This window comes from Clostridium sp. HBUAS56017, from assembly GCF_007115085.1.
GTDB classification, from domain to species: Bacteria; Bacillota; Clostridia; order Clostridiales; family Clostridiaceae; genus Clostridium; species Clostridium cibarium.
This window is the reverse complement of sequence record NZ_SULK01000002.1, coordinates 168,999-183,647: the sequence shown is the minus strand read 5'-3', so window position 1 is coordinate 183,647 and position 14,649 is coordinate 168,999. Positions and strand designations below refer to the sequence as shown.

Genomic DNA, 14,649 nt, shown 5'->3' with positions numbered 1-14,649 from the left:
TTCTTATTCACTCCTCACAAAAGCTCTTTGGGTTCCATATATTTTTCCAAATCTTAATCTACCATCATATGACTTCCAACCTTCAAGACCTTTCAATATATCATTTATTTCTCTTGATATTATTGGTGTAAGTTGCTTTGGATCTCCATTAAATAACTCGCACCATATCTCCATTACACACGTTTTACTTCTTTGAATTGTTCCTTCCTGTACATCTCCGAACTCTCCACCATGTATATAATTTCTTTTCTCTGCTATACCTAAATTGTACCAGTTTTCTGTAATAGATTTATTTAAGTATTCTTCAATAAGACCAGCTTTGGCGCTTTCCTCTGAATGTGATTCCTGTTGCTTCTTTGCTTCCTTTTCTTCCTCATAATTAAGATATAAAGTTTCTCCATTATTGAATAGTTCTAAAGCTTCGGACCATATTTGACCTACTTCATATTCTCCTAAATCCTCAAATACATTTTTCTTAGGCCTATTTATTGCAATATCTACTGGCCAGAATCTTCTATTTCCTGTTCTATCCCTTAGAAATTCATGTTCATTTGAAGTACCTATAAATATACATTGTCTTGGAAATCTGCTTGTACGCCTTCCATAAGCAACTCTGTATATATCCTCTGTCTTACTTAAAAAATGTTTTGTAGCTTCAATATCGGCCTTTTTGGTGGCCATCATTTCGGCCATCTCGAGTATCCATACTCCTTGTAGTTGTTCATATGCTTCTTTACCACTTACAGTAGTTAAACTGTCACTGTACCATTCCATGCCAAGTTTTTTAATAATAGTACTTTTACCAACACCTTGCTTACCACTAAGAATAAGCATATTATCAAATTTAATACCTGGTTTAAATACTCTAGCAACTGCTGCAGTTAAAACCTTTTTTGTTACTGTTCTTACGTAGTTACTATCCTCTGCCCCTAGATAATCTATAAATAATGTATCAACCCTTTTTTCACCATCCCATATAAGGCTATTTAAATAATCTTTAATAGGATGAAATGAATGTTTTTCAAAGCTTAGTGCTAATGCATCAGCACACTTAGCAGTAGAGCTTATACAATAATATTTCTCGATAAATTCTCTCAGTCCACTATCATCTGTATCGTTCCAATCTTCTGTATTATTCTTGTTTCTCCATGGAAGTTTGCCTATAACTACAGCTCTATTTGAAAATTCATTATATGCAATTTTCCCTTTAAGTAATGGCTCATTTTCAATTATTAGAGAAAAGTTACTTATTGTGTTTCTAATCTTTCCTTGTTCTGTATAAGTAAGTTCTTTAAGCCATTCTGTGCTTATTTCTTCATCTGGTACAATTACGTCAAAATCCTCTTGAGCTAACATCATTCTTTCCTTACCTATAGTCTCCATAACATTTTTATCATTAGCTGCAAATTCTTTCATTTTAGTAAATGAAGGTAATCTATTTACTGGTGTATCTTCTTTTGCATTATCATCTAATTCACCAAACTTATGGATTCTTATTAAATCAAATGCATTACATAGTATTCCACTTGTTGGATCTGTACCATGGTGTGAAAAACTGAATTTATCATCATATACAACTACTCCACCAGTTGTTGAGCCTTCTATATATGTGTACCTTGTATCATCAGCACCTGCAGCATAAACATCACTTAAAAATTCACCTATAGCTTCAGTAATACTATAGGTTCTACAAAAAGCACCTATAACACCTTTCTTAGCTAAGGGATCTTCTTGCTTACTAATAGCTTTATTTAATTTTGCTCTAGCCCTTGAACTCTCTGGCCAATAGCTTACATCTTGCCAACCAAATGTATATCTTTCTAATATTTCATCAGGATTTAACCAAGGTAAATCTTGTACTTTAAATACATATTCTCCATCACTTGAAGTTGATGGCCAATACATTAAACGACATGGCTCATAAGTCGTATCATCAAACTGATCTATTCCTAAATCATCTGCAATCATTCTAGCTATTGCTTGATATTCATCTGGTAGAACTGGTCTACTTAAAGGAATTACAAGTCTCAACCTTTGGTTATCAGATGCATGAGTATGAGTTGAATACATTACAACTGAAAAATCCCATAATAGTTCTATGCTTGACCATATATCACCATTGACATAATCTAAATCTAATGTTAATACAGTTCTGTTCTGAACATTCTCAGCCTTTCTACGACCATTCTTCAGCAAACCTCCAACAAAACCTCCAACGTCTTTTATTCTGTCCCTCTCAACCTTTGGCATATTCTTATATTCTGCATATGTCTCTGGGGTTCTTGTTGTATTACTTAACTTTTCAACTAAAGCTGAGTATAATAATGTTTTATTCTTCCACTGCTTTGATGTTTTATTTCTTCCAGTTGCTAAAGATATAGAACCATCATATTTAATTGTTAAAATAGGCTTATCTTTTGTCTTAACCTCCAACTTTATCACCTCTTTTCTAAACAACTTGTATTATTTTAGAATTTATTGTAAAATTACTCATAAATCATATTTGAAGGGAGAATGTAAAATGACATTTATTGTATTACTAATTTTGGCTGCTGTATTATTTATACTTTATAAGGTAGTTACTAGTGATAAAATTCCAAATCTAAATGTAAATATCAATAACAGAAGAAATAGCCCCTCTATAAAAGGTAGCTTTAATAATACTACCAATATAGATCAATCTACTCATACCAATATAAATTTTGAGAGTAAATCTTCAAATAATCCAAATACCTTAGAGGATTTAATTACTTATATTTTGGGATTTATATTCTGTGCAGTAATTGTTACAAATGTTTATAAAAAATATATTAATCAAATAAACTCAATTTTAATTTATTCGGTATTGATAATAGCTTTTATTTACATTTTAACTGTATTATTTGCCAAATTTAGAGGAACATTAACCAGTAACTTAATTGTTTATTTAGTTGTATCTTTTTGTGCTTTGCTCGTTGTAGTATACTTTTTCTTCTATCCAAAATATCCACCTAACAATATATCATCCGTATTATCAACAACAACACCAGTTAATATGTCTACAGTTGATACATCAATAGCAACTTTTATTATTTACCAATTAGTTGGTTGCTTAGGACAGATATTATTCATGCTAATTTCATTAATAGCAGTTATCAGAAATTATTCATATAATCAGATTAAAAACTCTTGTATTGCAACAGTGATATTTGCTGTCGCCTTTTCACTAGCTACATCCGGAGCATTTTTACATCTTATTTCACTTGTAGGAACATCCAACTACTAAATTTCATAATTTTCTTCTTAATTCGTTGTTGAATATACTAACTCTTTTTTAAATCCTATATATTATATTAAAATAAAGCAAAGGAGATTGATTTTATGAATTCTAATATTACTATTATTGTAGCTCTTATAGCTGCAATTTCTGCTATTTTTGCACCATTTATTACTGCCTACATAAATAACAAACATCAAAAACAAATGAAATATATTGATATGTTTTACAATGAAAAATTAGCAGCATATAAAGATTTTTGTGCTTCTTCTTCAATTTATTTGGATGTTTGTGAATTAAACTGGCCCGATGAAGGTGAATTTGATATTAGAAATATTCCTCAGGAAGAGAAATATGACTATCTTAAGAAATATCAATTTGCCTACTTAATGGCCAATAAAGAAGTCCAAATTTTAATGGATAAACTAGATAACTCTAACCATACTATATTAGCCTCATACTCAAAAAAAGAGATAAAACTAATTTGTCAAGCTATGAATAAGGATCTGGAATCTTTTAAATATAACAAAAAATCACATTAACGTAATCATTAATCTTTCATATAATAGTTACATTCATACCCATCAGCTTTAAGTGGTAATCCTTTAGCCCATGAAATAGGCTCACCAAAAATACCATTAACTTCTTCAAAGGATCCATAGCCTTTAGGTACATCCATTATTAGTTCATCGTGGACATGCATTACTACTGAATATCCTTTATTTTCAACTTTGAACATGGCTTCTGCAAGACAATCTCTTGCAGTGGCCTGTACAATATTCTCAACTAACTTTGGCCCATAAGTATCAAGCTTTTTCCATTGTTTACTTGTTTGCTCCATACCTTCATAAGTAATTTTGTACCCTTCAAATGTTTCATGTGGTTCTATCTTAGGTCTTATATAACTTAACCTTCTTCCTGAAGGTAATTGAATAAATAGTACTCCTGGATCATATATAAACTTAATTCCGTGATGTAATACAACTGTTGTTTTTTCTCTAATGGCTTTTTTAGCTGCTTTATCACAATCCCACCAAAACTTAGTTATATTAGAATTTGTATTTCTCCAACTCTTAACTAGTCCTGGTAATTCTTCCTCTGGAATACTTTTAGACTTATCCATACTTGCAAGAGCTCCGACACTTCCACCATAACCAAGTGCAAGTTCTGCTATTTTACCTTTTTTCCTTAAATCAGAGCCTTTCTTAATGCTATCTATTGGTACATGAAACATTTGACTTGCCGAAGCTTCATATATCTTTCCATGAGTTTTAAAAACTTTTAATCTCCATTCTTCTCCTGCTAGCCATGCAATAACTCTAGCTTCTATTGCTGAGAAGTCTGCAACTATAAATCTATTTCCTTTCTTAGGGATGAAAGCTGTTCTTATAAGTTGACTTAATGTATCTGGAATACTATCATATAGAAGTTCAACTGTATCAAAGTCACCATTTCTTATATAGTTTCTTGCATCATCTAGATCTGGCAAATGATTTTGTGGAAGGTTTTGCACTTGTACTAATCTGCCTGCCCATCTACCAGTTCTATTAGCTCCATAAAACTGTAATAGTCCTCTTACTCTACCATCTTCGCATCTTGCAACTTGCATTGTCTTATACTTCTTAATTGAAGTCTTCCCCATAAGCTGCCTAAGTTCTAATATTCTTTTAACTTCATCTTTTCCCTGAAGCTCTGCATCTTGTATTAATGTTGGTATAGTGTCTTTAGTAAGACTACCAACTGCATATCCTATTCTTTGACCAATCCATTTTTTCAACTGAGTTGGGCTGTTTGGATTACTTAATCCCGTTAGCTCTTTTGCTTCATTCATAAGCCTTTCATGGTATTGTTCATTACACTCAATAGCTTTTTCTATTAAAACTAAATCAACTCCAACACCTCTATCATTAATGTGTTGATCTAGCTCCCAAAGTCTTTGTTCTTTATGAATAGTTTTATATCTGCTCAATTTATTTCTTATATCTCTTTCAACTTCGACGTCTTGCTTACAATATAATTTAAAAGTTTCCCATTTATCTGGTGCATGTTCTGGCAAATTTCTAGTTCTTTGGCCATTTGTTTTAGTTGACTTACAAGGCTTACAGAAATATTTAATTAATTCCTTACCTTCTTTCATCTTTTGCTTATCTTCTTCAAGATGTAATGCCTTACCTACCATATCAAGTGAACCGGGTAATCCCATTGTTAAAGCTTTAATCATAGTACATTGCCATTGTTCAGGATGACATCTAAAAGGTAAGTAATTCTGAATTGAGTTCCTTTCAAAATTTGCATTAAAAGCTGACTTAATTGTTTTCCCATTAATGAGTGCTCTCCAAATTTTTTCTGGTATTTTTTCTTCTGCAGTAAAATCGACAATTTCAACTGGTTCATTATTGAAAGCATATGCAAATAACAATATTTCAAATGATGGATGCTCACAATACTTATAAGCACCCACATCCTTAATATCTAAATCACAATATGTTTCAACATCTATGCTTAGAATATCCATAGTTTTATCCTAGGAAATCATCTTCTGCAGTTCCTACTGCATCAAAGTCATCTTCTGCTCGTGTAAATCCTCCAAGTGGCTCACCATCTTCAAGCTTTTGAACATTACCAAGACCTGCAGCTACACCTTTATTTCCATTCGCATTGTAAGCATAGAAGTTAAGAGTTAATCTACCATAACATCCAGAATAAACTTCTGTTGCATCTAAAACAGGTTGTACATTTTTATCAACTACACCTGGCTTATTCTTAGAATTTGCATTTAAGAAATAACATCCTGTATACGCTTCATCATCTGGTCTTTCCACATCCCCATCTCTTAAAGGTGTTTTCAATGTTGGTGGTACTTTTCCTCCCCACTTACTAGCTCCATCCTTCTTTGCTTGATCTGTTGCTTCCTTGATAGCCTTTAATGTTTCTGTATCACTCTTTGGAATAATTACAGATACACTGTATTTAGGTTCATTTCCTTCTATTGCATGTGGCTCAAAAAGATGAGCATAACTTAATCTAACCTTTCCTGTAGTTACTTTTGTTCCTGTTCTTGTTGCCTTTATCATAATTTTCTTTCCTCCATTATCATCATTCACTTTATTAAAATCTTTTTTGGCAAAATATAAATTCTTTTCTTTGTATTTATAATTTTCATAAATGCATTCAGGCTCTCTAAAAGCTAAATATTCGCAATATTCATCTGCATAACTCATATTTTCACCAATTTTTACTGAAAATCAACTTTAGCAGAGTTGTAGGGCTCTCTTTTATCTGTTATAGACGCTAAAGTTGGTTTTCCTGGTGGCTTCATAATATAATCTCCGAGCAATCTATTAACTTCTTTCTTTCCTATAGCTGTTTCCATATTTGTGATCCCTGTAAGCTTTTTAGTATATATAATATTTTCTAGGAAACCTTCTTGAAGTAGTATTTCCCCAACTTTCTTTTCATCTATCCATTTTCTATTACTTCTACCTTCGACAACTTTAAATCCTGGATATTCTTCACCGGTTAAAGCTTTTTGAAGCGCATACTCTTTAACATCTGTGGCCCAACTTGTAAGTTCATCAACCTTAGCTAATACGTCAGACACTTCTAAATTGTTTAATACATTAGGATCTGCAAATTCATATTTAGCCAGTTCTAAATTCTTTTCAGCTCTGGCCTTACATACTGCTTTAGCTCTACAGAATTTGCAATGATCTCCTGCGCAAAATTCACCCTTGCCTTTAATCGCAAGTTCTGCTCTAGGTTTAACATATTCATTGGCCCATGCAATTAATTCTTCTACTGTTATTTCATCAGTACTTATGCTATCTAATCTAGGTTGTATAATTGTCATTTTGACATTTTGAATATCGTATAGAAAAGAAAACTCTGTTATTGCTCCTAAAGCATATAACCTCATTTGTGAATTATCTTTAGCTGGTACTGCAACACCTTTTCCATACTTAAGATCACATATTTCCATTGTTCCATCAGCTATTATTACAAAATCACCTGTTCCAAATCCATCTGGAACCCATTCACTAAAATCAAGTTTTTGTTCCACTATGGCTATTGCATCAGAAGTTACTACTTTGGCTGCTGCTACTTTTTCCATGCAAGTATCTGTATACACCTCAACGTAATCTGGCATATCTGCCGAATATAACTCATTATCTGTTATAAGTTTTTTCACCTTACTTCCATAACTTCTTTTAGTTATTTCTCCAAGTTGATACCTTAAACTTAATTCTCCAAGTGTGTGGGCCAATGTTCCTTCTTCTGCAAATGTACTTGTTTTATTCTCAAATCCCTTCTCTAGTTCAACACTAGGTGGGCACTTAAGCCATCTATGTGAAGAACTAGCACTTAGTATTGCATGTTTGGCCATTATAGCAACGCCTCCACATCTCTATATGCATCTGCATAACATTCTTCCTTTAGATCTGGTAATTTTGAAGCACCATATTTTGCCACTACATTTTTAACTTCTGCAGATTTTCCTGCCTTTATAGCCTTAGAACATATCGCTCTTATAATTTCCTTAGTAATACTTGCTACTTCTGGTTCTTTCGCTTCTACATCCTTTGGAGGTTCTTCTGTAGGAGTCTCATCTACAACAACTAATTCTGCTTCAACCTTAGGTGCTTCTTCCTTTTCATCTTTTATCTTTTGTTTATCATCCTTCTTATTTTCAGTCTTATTTTTTTTAACTTCTGCTTTTCCCCCTATTGATTTGTCTGTCTTTTCAGCATTAGTTACTGCTGTTCCAAACATACCTACAAAATTTAATAAATCCTCTCTTGATTCAAATTCCACATTCATTTTCATAACTTTTTATTCCTCCTAAAATTTTTAGTTCTATTACAATTTTCTATTGTATGTGCATCAGCACCCTTAAGCTTTTCCCTAGCTACACGTTTTCTTTTATATAAATCATTTATTACTAAAGACATAAACTCTGTCTTACTAAGCTTCTTCATCATCACTAATTACCTAAGAAATCATCATTATTGATTTCTTTAATCTCCTCTAACTCTTTAATTACAAATTTCAAAGCTTCTAAAGTAACAATCTTTTTAATAAGGTCTAAGTTATCATTCATTAATCAAACCCTCCTAAGAACAGCTTCTCCTCATAAGCTTCAATATCTGGACCAATATTTTTAACAATCCACTTTTCAGCTTTTTCTTGATGTATCTTTGATTTTGAATATCGACTAAATGAAGCTATACTATAAGAATTACTAGTTGGTACTATTAATAAATTTCCTTCTTTTAAGTTCTCAATATCAGTAAAGTAACTATACTCTTGATCAAATGAACCTCTGGCAAATTTAACTAATGCTACCTTGTCCATAATAATTCCCTCCTAGATACTTCCTTTTCGTAGCTAAACCATCTCTATAATGCTTTTCATTAAAATTTTTCTGCAATAGTTTATCTACTTTTTTATATAAACCCATATCGATTATTGGTAATCTGTTAACTAAGTCTCTATGAACGGTTCCCCTTGATACTTTTATGAATGCAGCTGTTTTCCTAACCGTACCATTAGTACTTAGCAAATAATTAGCTTCTTCCTTTGTCCTTTCCACTATATAATCTTTCAATTTGATTCTCCTTTCTTATGTGATATAATAAATTTGAATATTTACGTTTGACTATTTGGATTACTTGGTCGTGTCCTTATAGTCTTTTTCTTTTGATATCTTTTGAAGTTCCTCTGAAAGTATCTTCTTAAATGGTTTTTGTTCTACTACTTTAATTCTTCTGTCTTCAATAAGTCTTAGAATATCCAAAATAATCCCCATCCTTATTTCCTCATATGTGAAACAATTAATTCGTCTAAATCTTGACTTAATTGAACCGTTATAGCAGCCTGCAATCCGCTTTTGTTTATACTATTATTCATCTTTTCTCTTGCTGTCTCTATAGCTTGTTCAATATATGTTTTGTTTAAATCGCAAGCTTTACATTTAATCAAAAAACATTCCATTTGTGGTTCTTCTAATTCTTCAATTTCTAAAGTTTTTGCTTCCACGTAATAAGGCTTTGAACACAACTTAATACTTTTTATCTTTACTCCTTGAGCTTCTAATCTTCTTTTTAAACTAGCTGTACTTGTAATTTCATCTTGCTCAATTTTATTTAATAATGCATCAAGTTCTCTTTCATTTAAATTCGTTTCAATATCAACATAGTTAAGTATATTTACAGTTTCATCAACATGTAATCTGTACTTTGCCATCTTTTAATTCCTCCTATAAAGTTATTTTTTTTTACTCTTAAGCTGAAAATTACAAGAAAGTAATTGCTTTTAAATTTTAAGATAGGATTTACAATTGATTTACTATGTTATACTAATAGCTAAGGCTATTAGCCTATTCATCTTATGCAGTTTGTTTCTTACTTTTCATGTATTCAAAAAGTTCTTCAACTCTTTCTTCGCCTAATTTGTTTTCTAAAATATCAATCATAACTGTAGCCTGTGACTTCTTTAGTAAATCCCACCCTTCTTTCGTTTCAGGATAGTGAACTACTATTTCAATTGGTTTTTTCTTTCTCATATAATTCACCTCAAAGATCTTTGTCCTACATCATATGCTGTTCTAAAATTAATGTTTATTATTCTATAGCTAAGGCAACAATATATTCATAGAGTATTTCCGTCATTTTTAAGTAAATTTAAATCAATTTCTAAGACCTTTGATAATAATATCAACTTTTCCACACTTGGAATATATCTTCCACATTCGATATCTGACACATAATTTCTGGATATATCTATTACCTCTGATAATTCTTGTTGTGTGAGTGATTTTTTCTCCCTTCCTTCTTTAACTGCCTTACCTAATACATTTCCTGCTTCCTTTGTCATAAGTTTGTCCCTCCTTTTAATATTTATTGTATTGTATTTCCGTCATTGTGTAAAAGAGATTTTCCAAGTATTTCCGACTAAAATTAAGCAAATTTTAAGATTAGCTAGCTAATACTACTCAATGCTTATTTTTACTTGTATTTCCGTCATATGTTATATTGTATTTCCGACTTTTCCTAGTTATAATATAATTATTAAGTCGGTAATTCCGACTATGGAGGTATTTTTATGAATCTTGGTGAAAAAATTAAGCAATTAAGAAAATCAAATAAAATGACTCAAATTGAACTTGCAAAAAAAGCTAACATATCACGCTCTTATTTAGCTGACATCGAAAGAAACAGATATAATGCTAGCTTAGATACTTTAAACGCAATCTCAAATGCTTTAAATGTATCTATCAATGAATTTTTTGAAGATAAACCTAAAATAGAAAGCCCTAAAAATTATTATTTTGAACAATATTTAAGAATACTAGGTTTTGAAATAATATTTCATGAATCTGAAGGATATATAATTCTAGATACTCCAAACCTTCAATACGAGATCTCAGCTTCTGATTTAGAGGATCTTCAAAACAGTACCGACTTATTTATAAAATTTAAAATAGCTGAAATAACTAATAAATCAAAAAAATATACTAAATATACTAAAAATAATAAAGATTATTTAATAGCACAAGCTGCACATAATGACTTTGAGGATGATGAAGAACAAAAACGATTGATGAAAGAAGATTTAAACGAACTATAAGGATGTGATTATTTTGAACCAATTTGAACAATTATTAGCTGAAAGTGAAAAAGAAAATATTATTGTTATAGAAAAGAATTTTAAATCTAAGGCTAAAGGTCTATGCAAAGGTAATAAGATTGGTTTAAGTAAAAAATTAACTACCACAGCCGAAAAGTCTTGTGTATATGCTGAAGAACTTGGACACTATTACACTACTATTGGTAATATTATTGATAAATCAATAATAAAAAATAGAAAACAAGAAAGAGTTGCTAGATCTATTGCAATTGAAAAACTTTGTAGCATAGAAAAGATGGTTGAAGCTATAAAGAATGGTGCAATAGACAGATATGAAGTTGCTGAATATTTAACTATAACAGATAAGTTTTTTGATGAAGCTATTCAGTATCATAGGCAAAAAAATGGAATACTATGTGAGTGTAATGGAATTATGCTCTATTTCGAACCAAACTTTGGCGTTTTAAGAAATGATATAAAATAAACGAAAGGAGTTTTTAGTGTGAAAGCTGCTATCTATTCACGTAAAAGTAAGTTTACCGAAAAAGGTGAATCCATTGAAAACCAAATCCAAATGTGCATAGAATATGCAAAAACCATTGGAATAGATCAATATGAAATCTATGAAGATGAGGGTTTTTCAGGTGGGAATACTAATAGACCTAAATTTCAAAAGCTTATGAAAGATTTAAAAATTAAAAACTTTACACATCTTATATGCTATAGACTTGATAGAATCTCAAGAAATGTAGCTGACTTTGCTGGAACTATAGAAATACTAAATAAGCATGATGTAGCCTTTATATCTATTAATGAAAGATTTGATACCTCTTCCGCCATGGGTAGAGCAATGATGAATGTATCTGCTACTTTTGCACAACTTGAAAGAGAAACTATCGCAGAACGTATAAGAGATAATCTAAGAGAATTATCAAAAACTGGTAGATGGCTTGGTGGTCCTCCCCCACTTGGTTACAAGTCTATAGAAGTAGAAAACCCTGATTATAATGGCAAAAGCAGAAAAAAACACATTCTTCAAATCAATGAAGATGAAATAAATATCCCTAAAATGGTATTTGAACTATTTTTAAAATACAAGAGTTTTCAAAAAGTTAGTAGAATACTAGAAAGTCAAGGTATTTATAGCAGAAAAGGTTCTTTATTTTCAAGAGAATTAGTTAAGCAAACAATAAATAATCCAGTCTATTGTGTAGCTGATAAAAAAATTATAAATTACTTTAAAAAAAATGGTTGTGAAATATATGGGCTTGAAAATATAAATGACTCTAATGGTATTATGCCTTATAACAGACGAAAAGATAATGGTAGCTTTGCATCTATGGAAGATTGGATAATTAGTGTAGGAGAGCATCAAGGAGTTATATCTAGTGATATTTGGATTAAGTGTCAAGAGATAAACACGAACATAAAAAAGCGTGCGTCTAACAGACAATGTACGAGTCAAAAAGCATTACTAAGTGGATTAGTAGTATGTTCTAAATGCGGCTCTGGCATGGCACCTAGACAGAATTTATCCAATAAGCATCCCTATAGGTATTATTCCTGTAACTTAAGGAATAAGTCTGCCTCTAGATGCGATAATGATGCTCTTAATGCATATGATGCAGAAGAGTATGTGGTAAAAACGTTAAAATCACTTACTCAGGAAGATATGATTAAAAACTTTGAAGAAATAAAAAAGAAGAATCGAATAAAACTTAATAATAAGAACCTGGCTAACGACTATATAAAAGAGATGGAAAATAATAAAAAAACTATTAGTAATCTAGTAATGAAAATGGCTTACATGGACAATGATCCAATTCTATTAGAACCTTTCAAAACCGAGATAAAAAAACTAACTGAAAGAAATAAAGAGATTAATGTCATACTAGAAGAACTTAATTCTGCTAATGAAGAAATATCCAATACCCATGAAACATTAGATGAACTATTAACCGTTCTTGATAATTTTAAACAATTCTATGACTTTACTAATGATTTTGAGGAAAGAAAAAGATTAATAAGAAGTTTAGTTAAATTTGTTGTTTGGAATAGTAAAACAAGAAAATTAGATATGATATTGATAGGTTCTCCTAGAGAACGTCCTAGACAGATTAATTCACCTTTAGGTGATAGTAACAGAGGAAATGGCACATGTTGAAATTATAGCAACTATGGTTTATCAACTAATGGAAAATGCATCTATTAAAGAAATTAAGGAAGCTGGTCTAGCTGGACATTATGCTGACCATGGTAAGGCATTATTTTATACAGATGCTACAGGTAATCCTTGGACAGCTACCTATATTCAAGCTAAAGGAGATCCAATTACAGATTTACACGAAAACATGGCCGCAGAACAAAAAGCAAGAACTACTTATGAATGGCTTATGAATTTAACAGATGACCCTGAAATAAAAGAAATTTTGGGCTTTTTAAGAGAGCGAGAAGTTGTCCATTATCAACGATTTGGTGAAGCATTAATGCATGTTCAAGACATTGCAAAACCTAACGATTTTTATTGCAAGTAATATTTTATAATTATGTCCGTCCCCAATTGCTATATGCTTATTGGGACGGACTTTTTAGCTTAATAGTAAAAATCATAACTATAATATATGTATAACACTTTATAATAAATCTTTAGCTTTTTCATAATCCTTTTTAAGTTGTTCAGCGGGTCCATCATAAGCTGGATACCAATTTTTATTTATGAGTATATCAGATAATTCAAAATGCTCACTAACAGCTTTATCTAGCTGTGATTTTAGCATTTCTCTTAGTTCTGGATTAGTAGCTTCTGCTACTGCTCCTGTTAAAGAAGTTACTCCAAACTTTGAATCTTTAATCATATCTTGTGCAATATCTTTTTCTGTCAATTTATCATTATCTCCAAGTAACATATTAAGAAATGACATTATTACCACCTCTATTTTACATTCAAATTATTCTCAATAAAAGTTTCCATACTACTAATATTTTCTTTTTTATTTTTCAAACATTTTTCCATAAATGATTCTAACTCATCGTCATCTACCATTGACATAGATGCCTGTATTTTTTTTGCTCCAATAATATTTACATCTATCAATTCTCTAAGTTCAATCATTTCATGAGGTGTCAACATATTCTTATTTTCCATATTCTTTCTCCTACTTTTGTTAGCCTCTTATTTTAGTACAACTACTGAGTTACTGTGCTGATTTCTGATAAATCTTTTTGCAATTGTTGCTCAGGCGTTGCATATGCATCGTACCAACCTTTATTTATTGCTATATCAGATAATCTACAATGAGAATTAACACATGCAGTTAATTGATTTCTAAGAGTATCTCTTAACTGTGGATTTGTTGTTTCTGTTATTGCTTTAGCTAAAGTTGTTACTGTTGCTTTTGAACTTGTAAGTAAATCAATTGCAACATCTTTTTCTGTTAAAGTAGTACTTTGATTCATTACTTTTCTCACCTCTTATTTTTATTTATTGCTGACTTTGAAGTGTAGCCTGAATATTTTTAAGAGCAGTTTTCTTAGATGCTATACAATCTTGCATATAACTTTTCAACTCACTATCAGTAACCATATTCATACTTGCACTAATTTTTTTTATCCCTAACATTTCTTGACTTATAAATTCACGAGCTTCAATTGCCTCATGTGGTGCTAACTTCATATTTATCACCTCCTGACTTTATTAGTATTATAATAATAAATAAATTTATGTGCGGAAAGTTGAGGAAAAAATCTCCAACACCTTCATAACTAAA

General features: G+C 31.0%; 21 protein-coding genes and 1 pseudogene. 6 read left to right on the top strand and 16 right to left on the bottom strand.

Features of this window, described 5'->3' with window-relative positions; all coding sequences use genetic code 11:
• Positions 1–3: 3 nt before the first annotated feature.
• Positions 4–2,433, bottom strand: coding sequence for a virulence-associated E family protein (locus tag FAY47_RS03135; protein ID WP_143314962.1), 2,430 nt, complete (start codon positions 2,431–2,433; stop codon positions 4–6).
• 88 nt (positions 2,434–2,521) lie between these two features.
• Between FAY47_RS03135 and FAY47_RS03130 the strand changes: the two genes are divergently transcribed.
• Positions 2,522–3,265, top strand: coding sequence for a hypothetical protein (locus tag FAY47_RS03130; protein WP_143314961.1), 744 nt, complete (start codon positions 2,522–2,524; stop codon positions 3,263–3,265).
• A 95-nt stretch (positions 3,266–3,360) separates the two neighbouring features.
• Positions 3,361–3,798: a hypothetical protein gene (locus FAY47_RS03125; RefSeq protein WP_143314960.1), complete on the top strand. Its 438-nt coding sequence runs from the start codon at positions 3,361–3,363 to the stop codon at positions 3,796–3,798.
• 8 nt (positions 3,799–3,806) lie between these two features.
• Here FAY47_RS03125 and FAY47_RS03120 read toward each other — a convergent pair whose 3' ends face one another.
• The 11 genes from FAY47_RS03120 to FAY47_RS03085 all read right to left on the bottom strand — a co-directional run bounded on the left by FAY47_RS03120 (position 3,807) and on the right by FAY47_RS03085 (position 10,129).
• Complete coding sequence (locus FAY47_RS03120) at positions 3,807–5,771, bottom strand: DNA polymerase (protein WP_143314959.1); 1,965 nt, start codon at positions 5,769–5,771, stop codon at positions 3,807–3,809.
• Between the two features lie 4 nt (positions 5,772–5,775).
• Entirely contained in the window at positions 5,776–6,330 is a 555-nt protein-coding gene (locus FAY47_RS03115; protein ID WP_143315103.1) for a DUF2815 family protein, read from the bottom strand.
• 161 nt (positions 6,331–6,491) lie between these two features.
• Positions 6,492–7,640, bottom strand: a complete 1,149-nt coding sequence (locus FAY47_RS03110; protein WP_143314958.1) for a DUF2800 domain-containing protein — start codon at positions 7,638–7,640, stop codon at positions 6,492–6,494.
• Positions 7,640–8,080 (bottom strand): hypothetical protein, encoded by a 441-nt coding sequence (locus FAY47_RS03105; protein WP_143314957.1) that lies wholly within the window; start codon positions 8,078–8,080, stop codon positions 7,640–7,642. Before FAY47_RS03105 ends, FAY47_RS03110 begins: the two co-directional genes overlap by 1 nt.
• Positions 8,077–8,205 carry a hypothetical protein gene (locus tag FAY47_RS21120; protein WP_279232033.1) on the bottom strand — a complete coding sequence of 43 codons (129 nt, stop codon included), beginning with the start codon at positions 8,203–8,205 and terminating at the stop codon, positions 8,077–8,079. Before FAY47_RS21120 ends, FAY47_RS03105 begins: the two co-directional genes overlap by 4 nt.
• Before the next feature lie 148 nt (positions 8,206–8,353).
• The gene (locus FAY47_RS03100; RefSeq protein WP_243129523.1) at positions 8,354–8,608 is read right to left on the bottom strand and encodes a hypothetical protein; all 255 of its coding nucleotides are present in this window, start codon (positions 8,606–8,608) and stop codon (positions 8,354–8,356) included.
• Positions 8,586–8,861, bottom strand: coding sequence for a sporulation transcriptional regulator SpoIIID (locus FAY47_RS03095; protein WP_143314955.1), 276 nt, complete (start codon positions 8,859–8,861; stop codon positions 8,586–8,588). The genes FAY47_RS03100 and FAY47_RS03095 overlap by 23 nt, the downstream gene beginning before the upstream one ends.
• Positions 8,862–8,921: 60 nt before the next feature.
• Positions 8,922–9,062, bottom strand: coding sequence for a hypothetical protein (locus FAY47_RS20175; RefSeq protein WP_185966696.1), 141 nt, complete (start codon positions 9,060–9,062; stop codon positions 8,922–8,924).
• A gap of 2 nt (positions 9,063–9,064) precedes the next feature.
• On the bottom strand, positions 9,065–9,499 hold the full coding sequence (locus FAY47_RS03090; protein ID WP_143314954.1) for an aspartyl-phosphate phosphatase Spo0E family protein: 435 nt from the start codon (positions 9,497–9,499) through the stop codon (positions 9,065–9,067).
• Positions 9,500–9,641: 142 nt separating this feature from the next.
• On the bottom strand, positions 9,642–9,818 hold the full coding sequence (locus FAY47_RS20170) for a hypothetical protein (protein ID WP_185966695.1): 177 nt from the start codon (positions 9,816–9,818) through the stop codon (positions 9,642–9,644).
• A gap of 86 nt (positions 9,819–9,904) precedes the next feature.
• Positions 9,905–10,129 (bottom strand): helix-turn-helix transcriptional regulator, encoded by a 225-nt coding sequence (locus FAY47_RS03085; RefSeq protein ID WP_143314953.1) that lies wholly within the window; start codon positions 10,127–10,129, stop codon positions 9,905–9,907.
• 228 nt (positions 10,130–10,357) lie between these two features.
• On the opposite strand from FAY47_RS03085, the gene FAY47_RS03080 reads away from it, so the two are divergent.
• The 4 genes and pseudogenes from FAY47_RS03080 to FAY47_RS03065 all read left to right on the top strand — a co-directional run.
• Entirely contained in the window at positions 10,358–10,882 is a 525-nt protein-coding gene (locus tag FAY47_RS03080) for a helix-turn-helix transcriptional regulator (RefSeq protein ID WP_143314952.1), read from the top strand.
• Between the two features lie 13 nt (positions 10,883–10,895).
• The gene (locus tag FAY47_RS03075; protein ID WP_143314951.1) at positions 10,896–11,366 is read left to right on the top strand and encodes a hypothetical protein; all 471 of its coding nucleotides are present in this window, start codon (positions 10,896–10,898) and stop codon (positions 11,364–11,366) included.
• A gap of 18 nt (positions 11,367–11,384) precedes the next feature.
• Positions 11,385–13,046 (top strand): recombinase family protein, encoded by a 1,662-nt coding sequence (locus FAY47_RS03070; RefSeq protein WP_143314950.1) that lies wholly within the window; start codon positions 11,385–11,387, stop codon positions 13,044–13,046.
• Positions 13,024–13,416: pseudogene (locus FAY47_RS03065) on the top strand (manganese catalase family protein); the annotation flags it as partial. The gene FAY47_RS03070 and the pseudogene FAY47_RS03065, both read left to right, overlap by 23 nt.
• A 99-nt stretch (positions 13,417–13,515) precedes the next feature.
• Here FAY47_RS03065 and FAY47_RS03060 read toward each other — a convergent pair.
• Genes FAY47_RS03060 through FAY47_RS03045 form a run of 4 tightly spaced genes read right to left on the bottom strand, consistent with a single transcriptional unit; the run spans position 13,516 to position 14,555 of the window.
• Complete coding sequence (locus FAY47_RS03060; protein WP_143314948.1) at positions 13,516–13,803, bottom strand: spore coat protein; 288 nt, start codon at positions 13,801–13,803, stop codon at positions 13,516–13,518.
• An 11-nt stretch (positions 13,804–13,814) separates the two neighbouring features.
• Positions 13,815–14,027 carry a hypothetical protein gene (locus FAY47_RS03055; protein WP_143314947.1) on the bottom strand — a complete coding sequence of 71 codons (213 nt, stop codon included), beginning with the start codon at positions 14,025–14,027 and terminating at the stop codon, positions 13,815–13,817.
• 41 nt (positions 14,028–14,068) lie between these two features.
• Positions 14,069–14,338 (bottom strand): spore coat protein, encoded by a 270-nt coding sequence (locus FAY47_RS03050; protein ID WP_143314946.1) that lies wholly within the window; start codon positions 14,336–14,338, stop codon positions 14,069–14,071.
• Between the two features lie 25 nt (positions 14,339–14,363).
• Complete coding sequence (locus FAY47_RS03045; RefSeq protein ID WP_207729626.1) at positions 14,364–14,555, bottom strand: hypothetical protein; 192 nt, start codon at positions 14,553–14,555, stop codon at positions 14,364–14,366.
• Positions 14,556–14,649 lie beyond the last annotated feature (94 nt).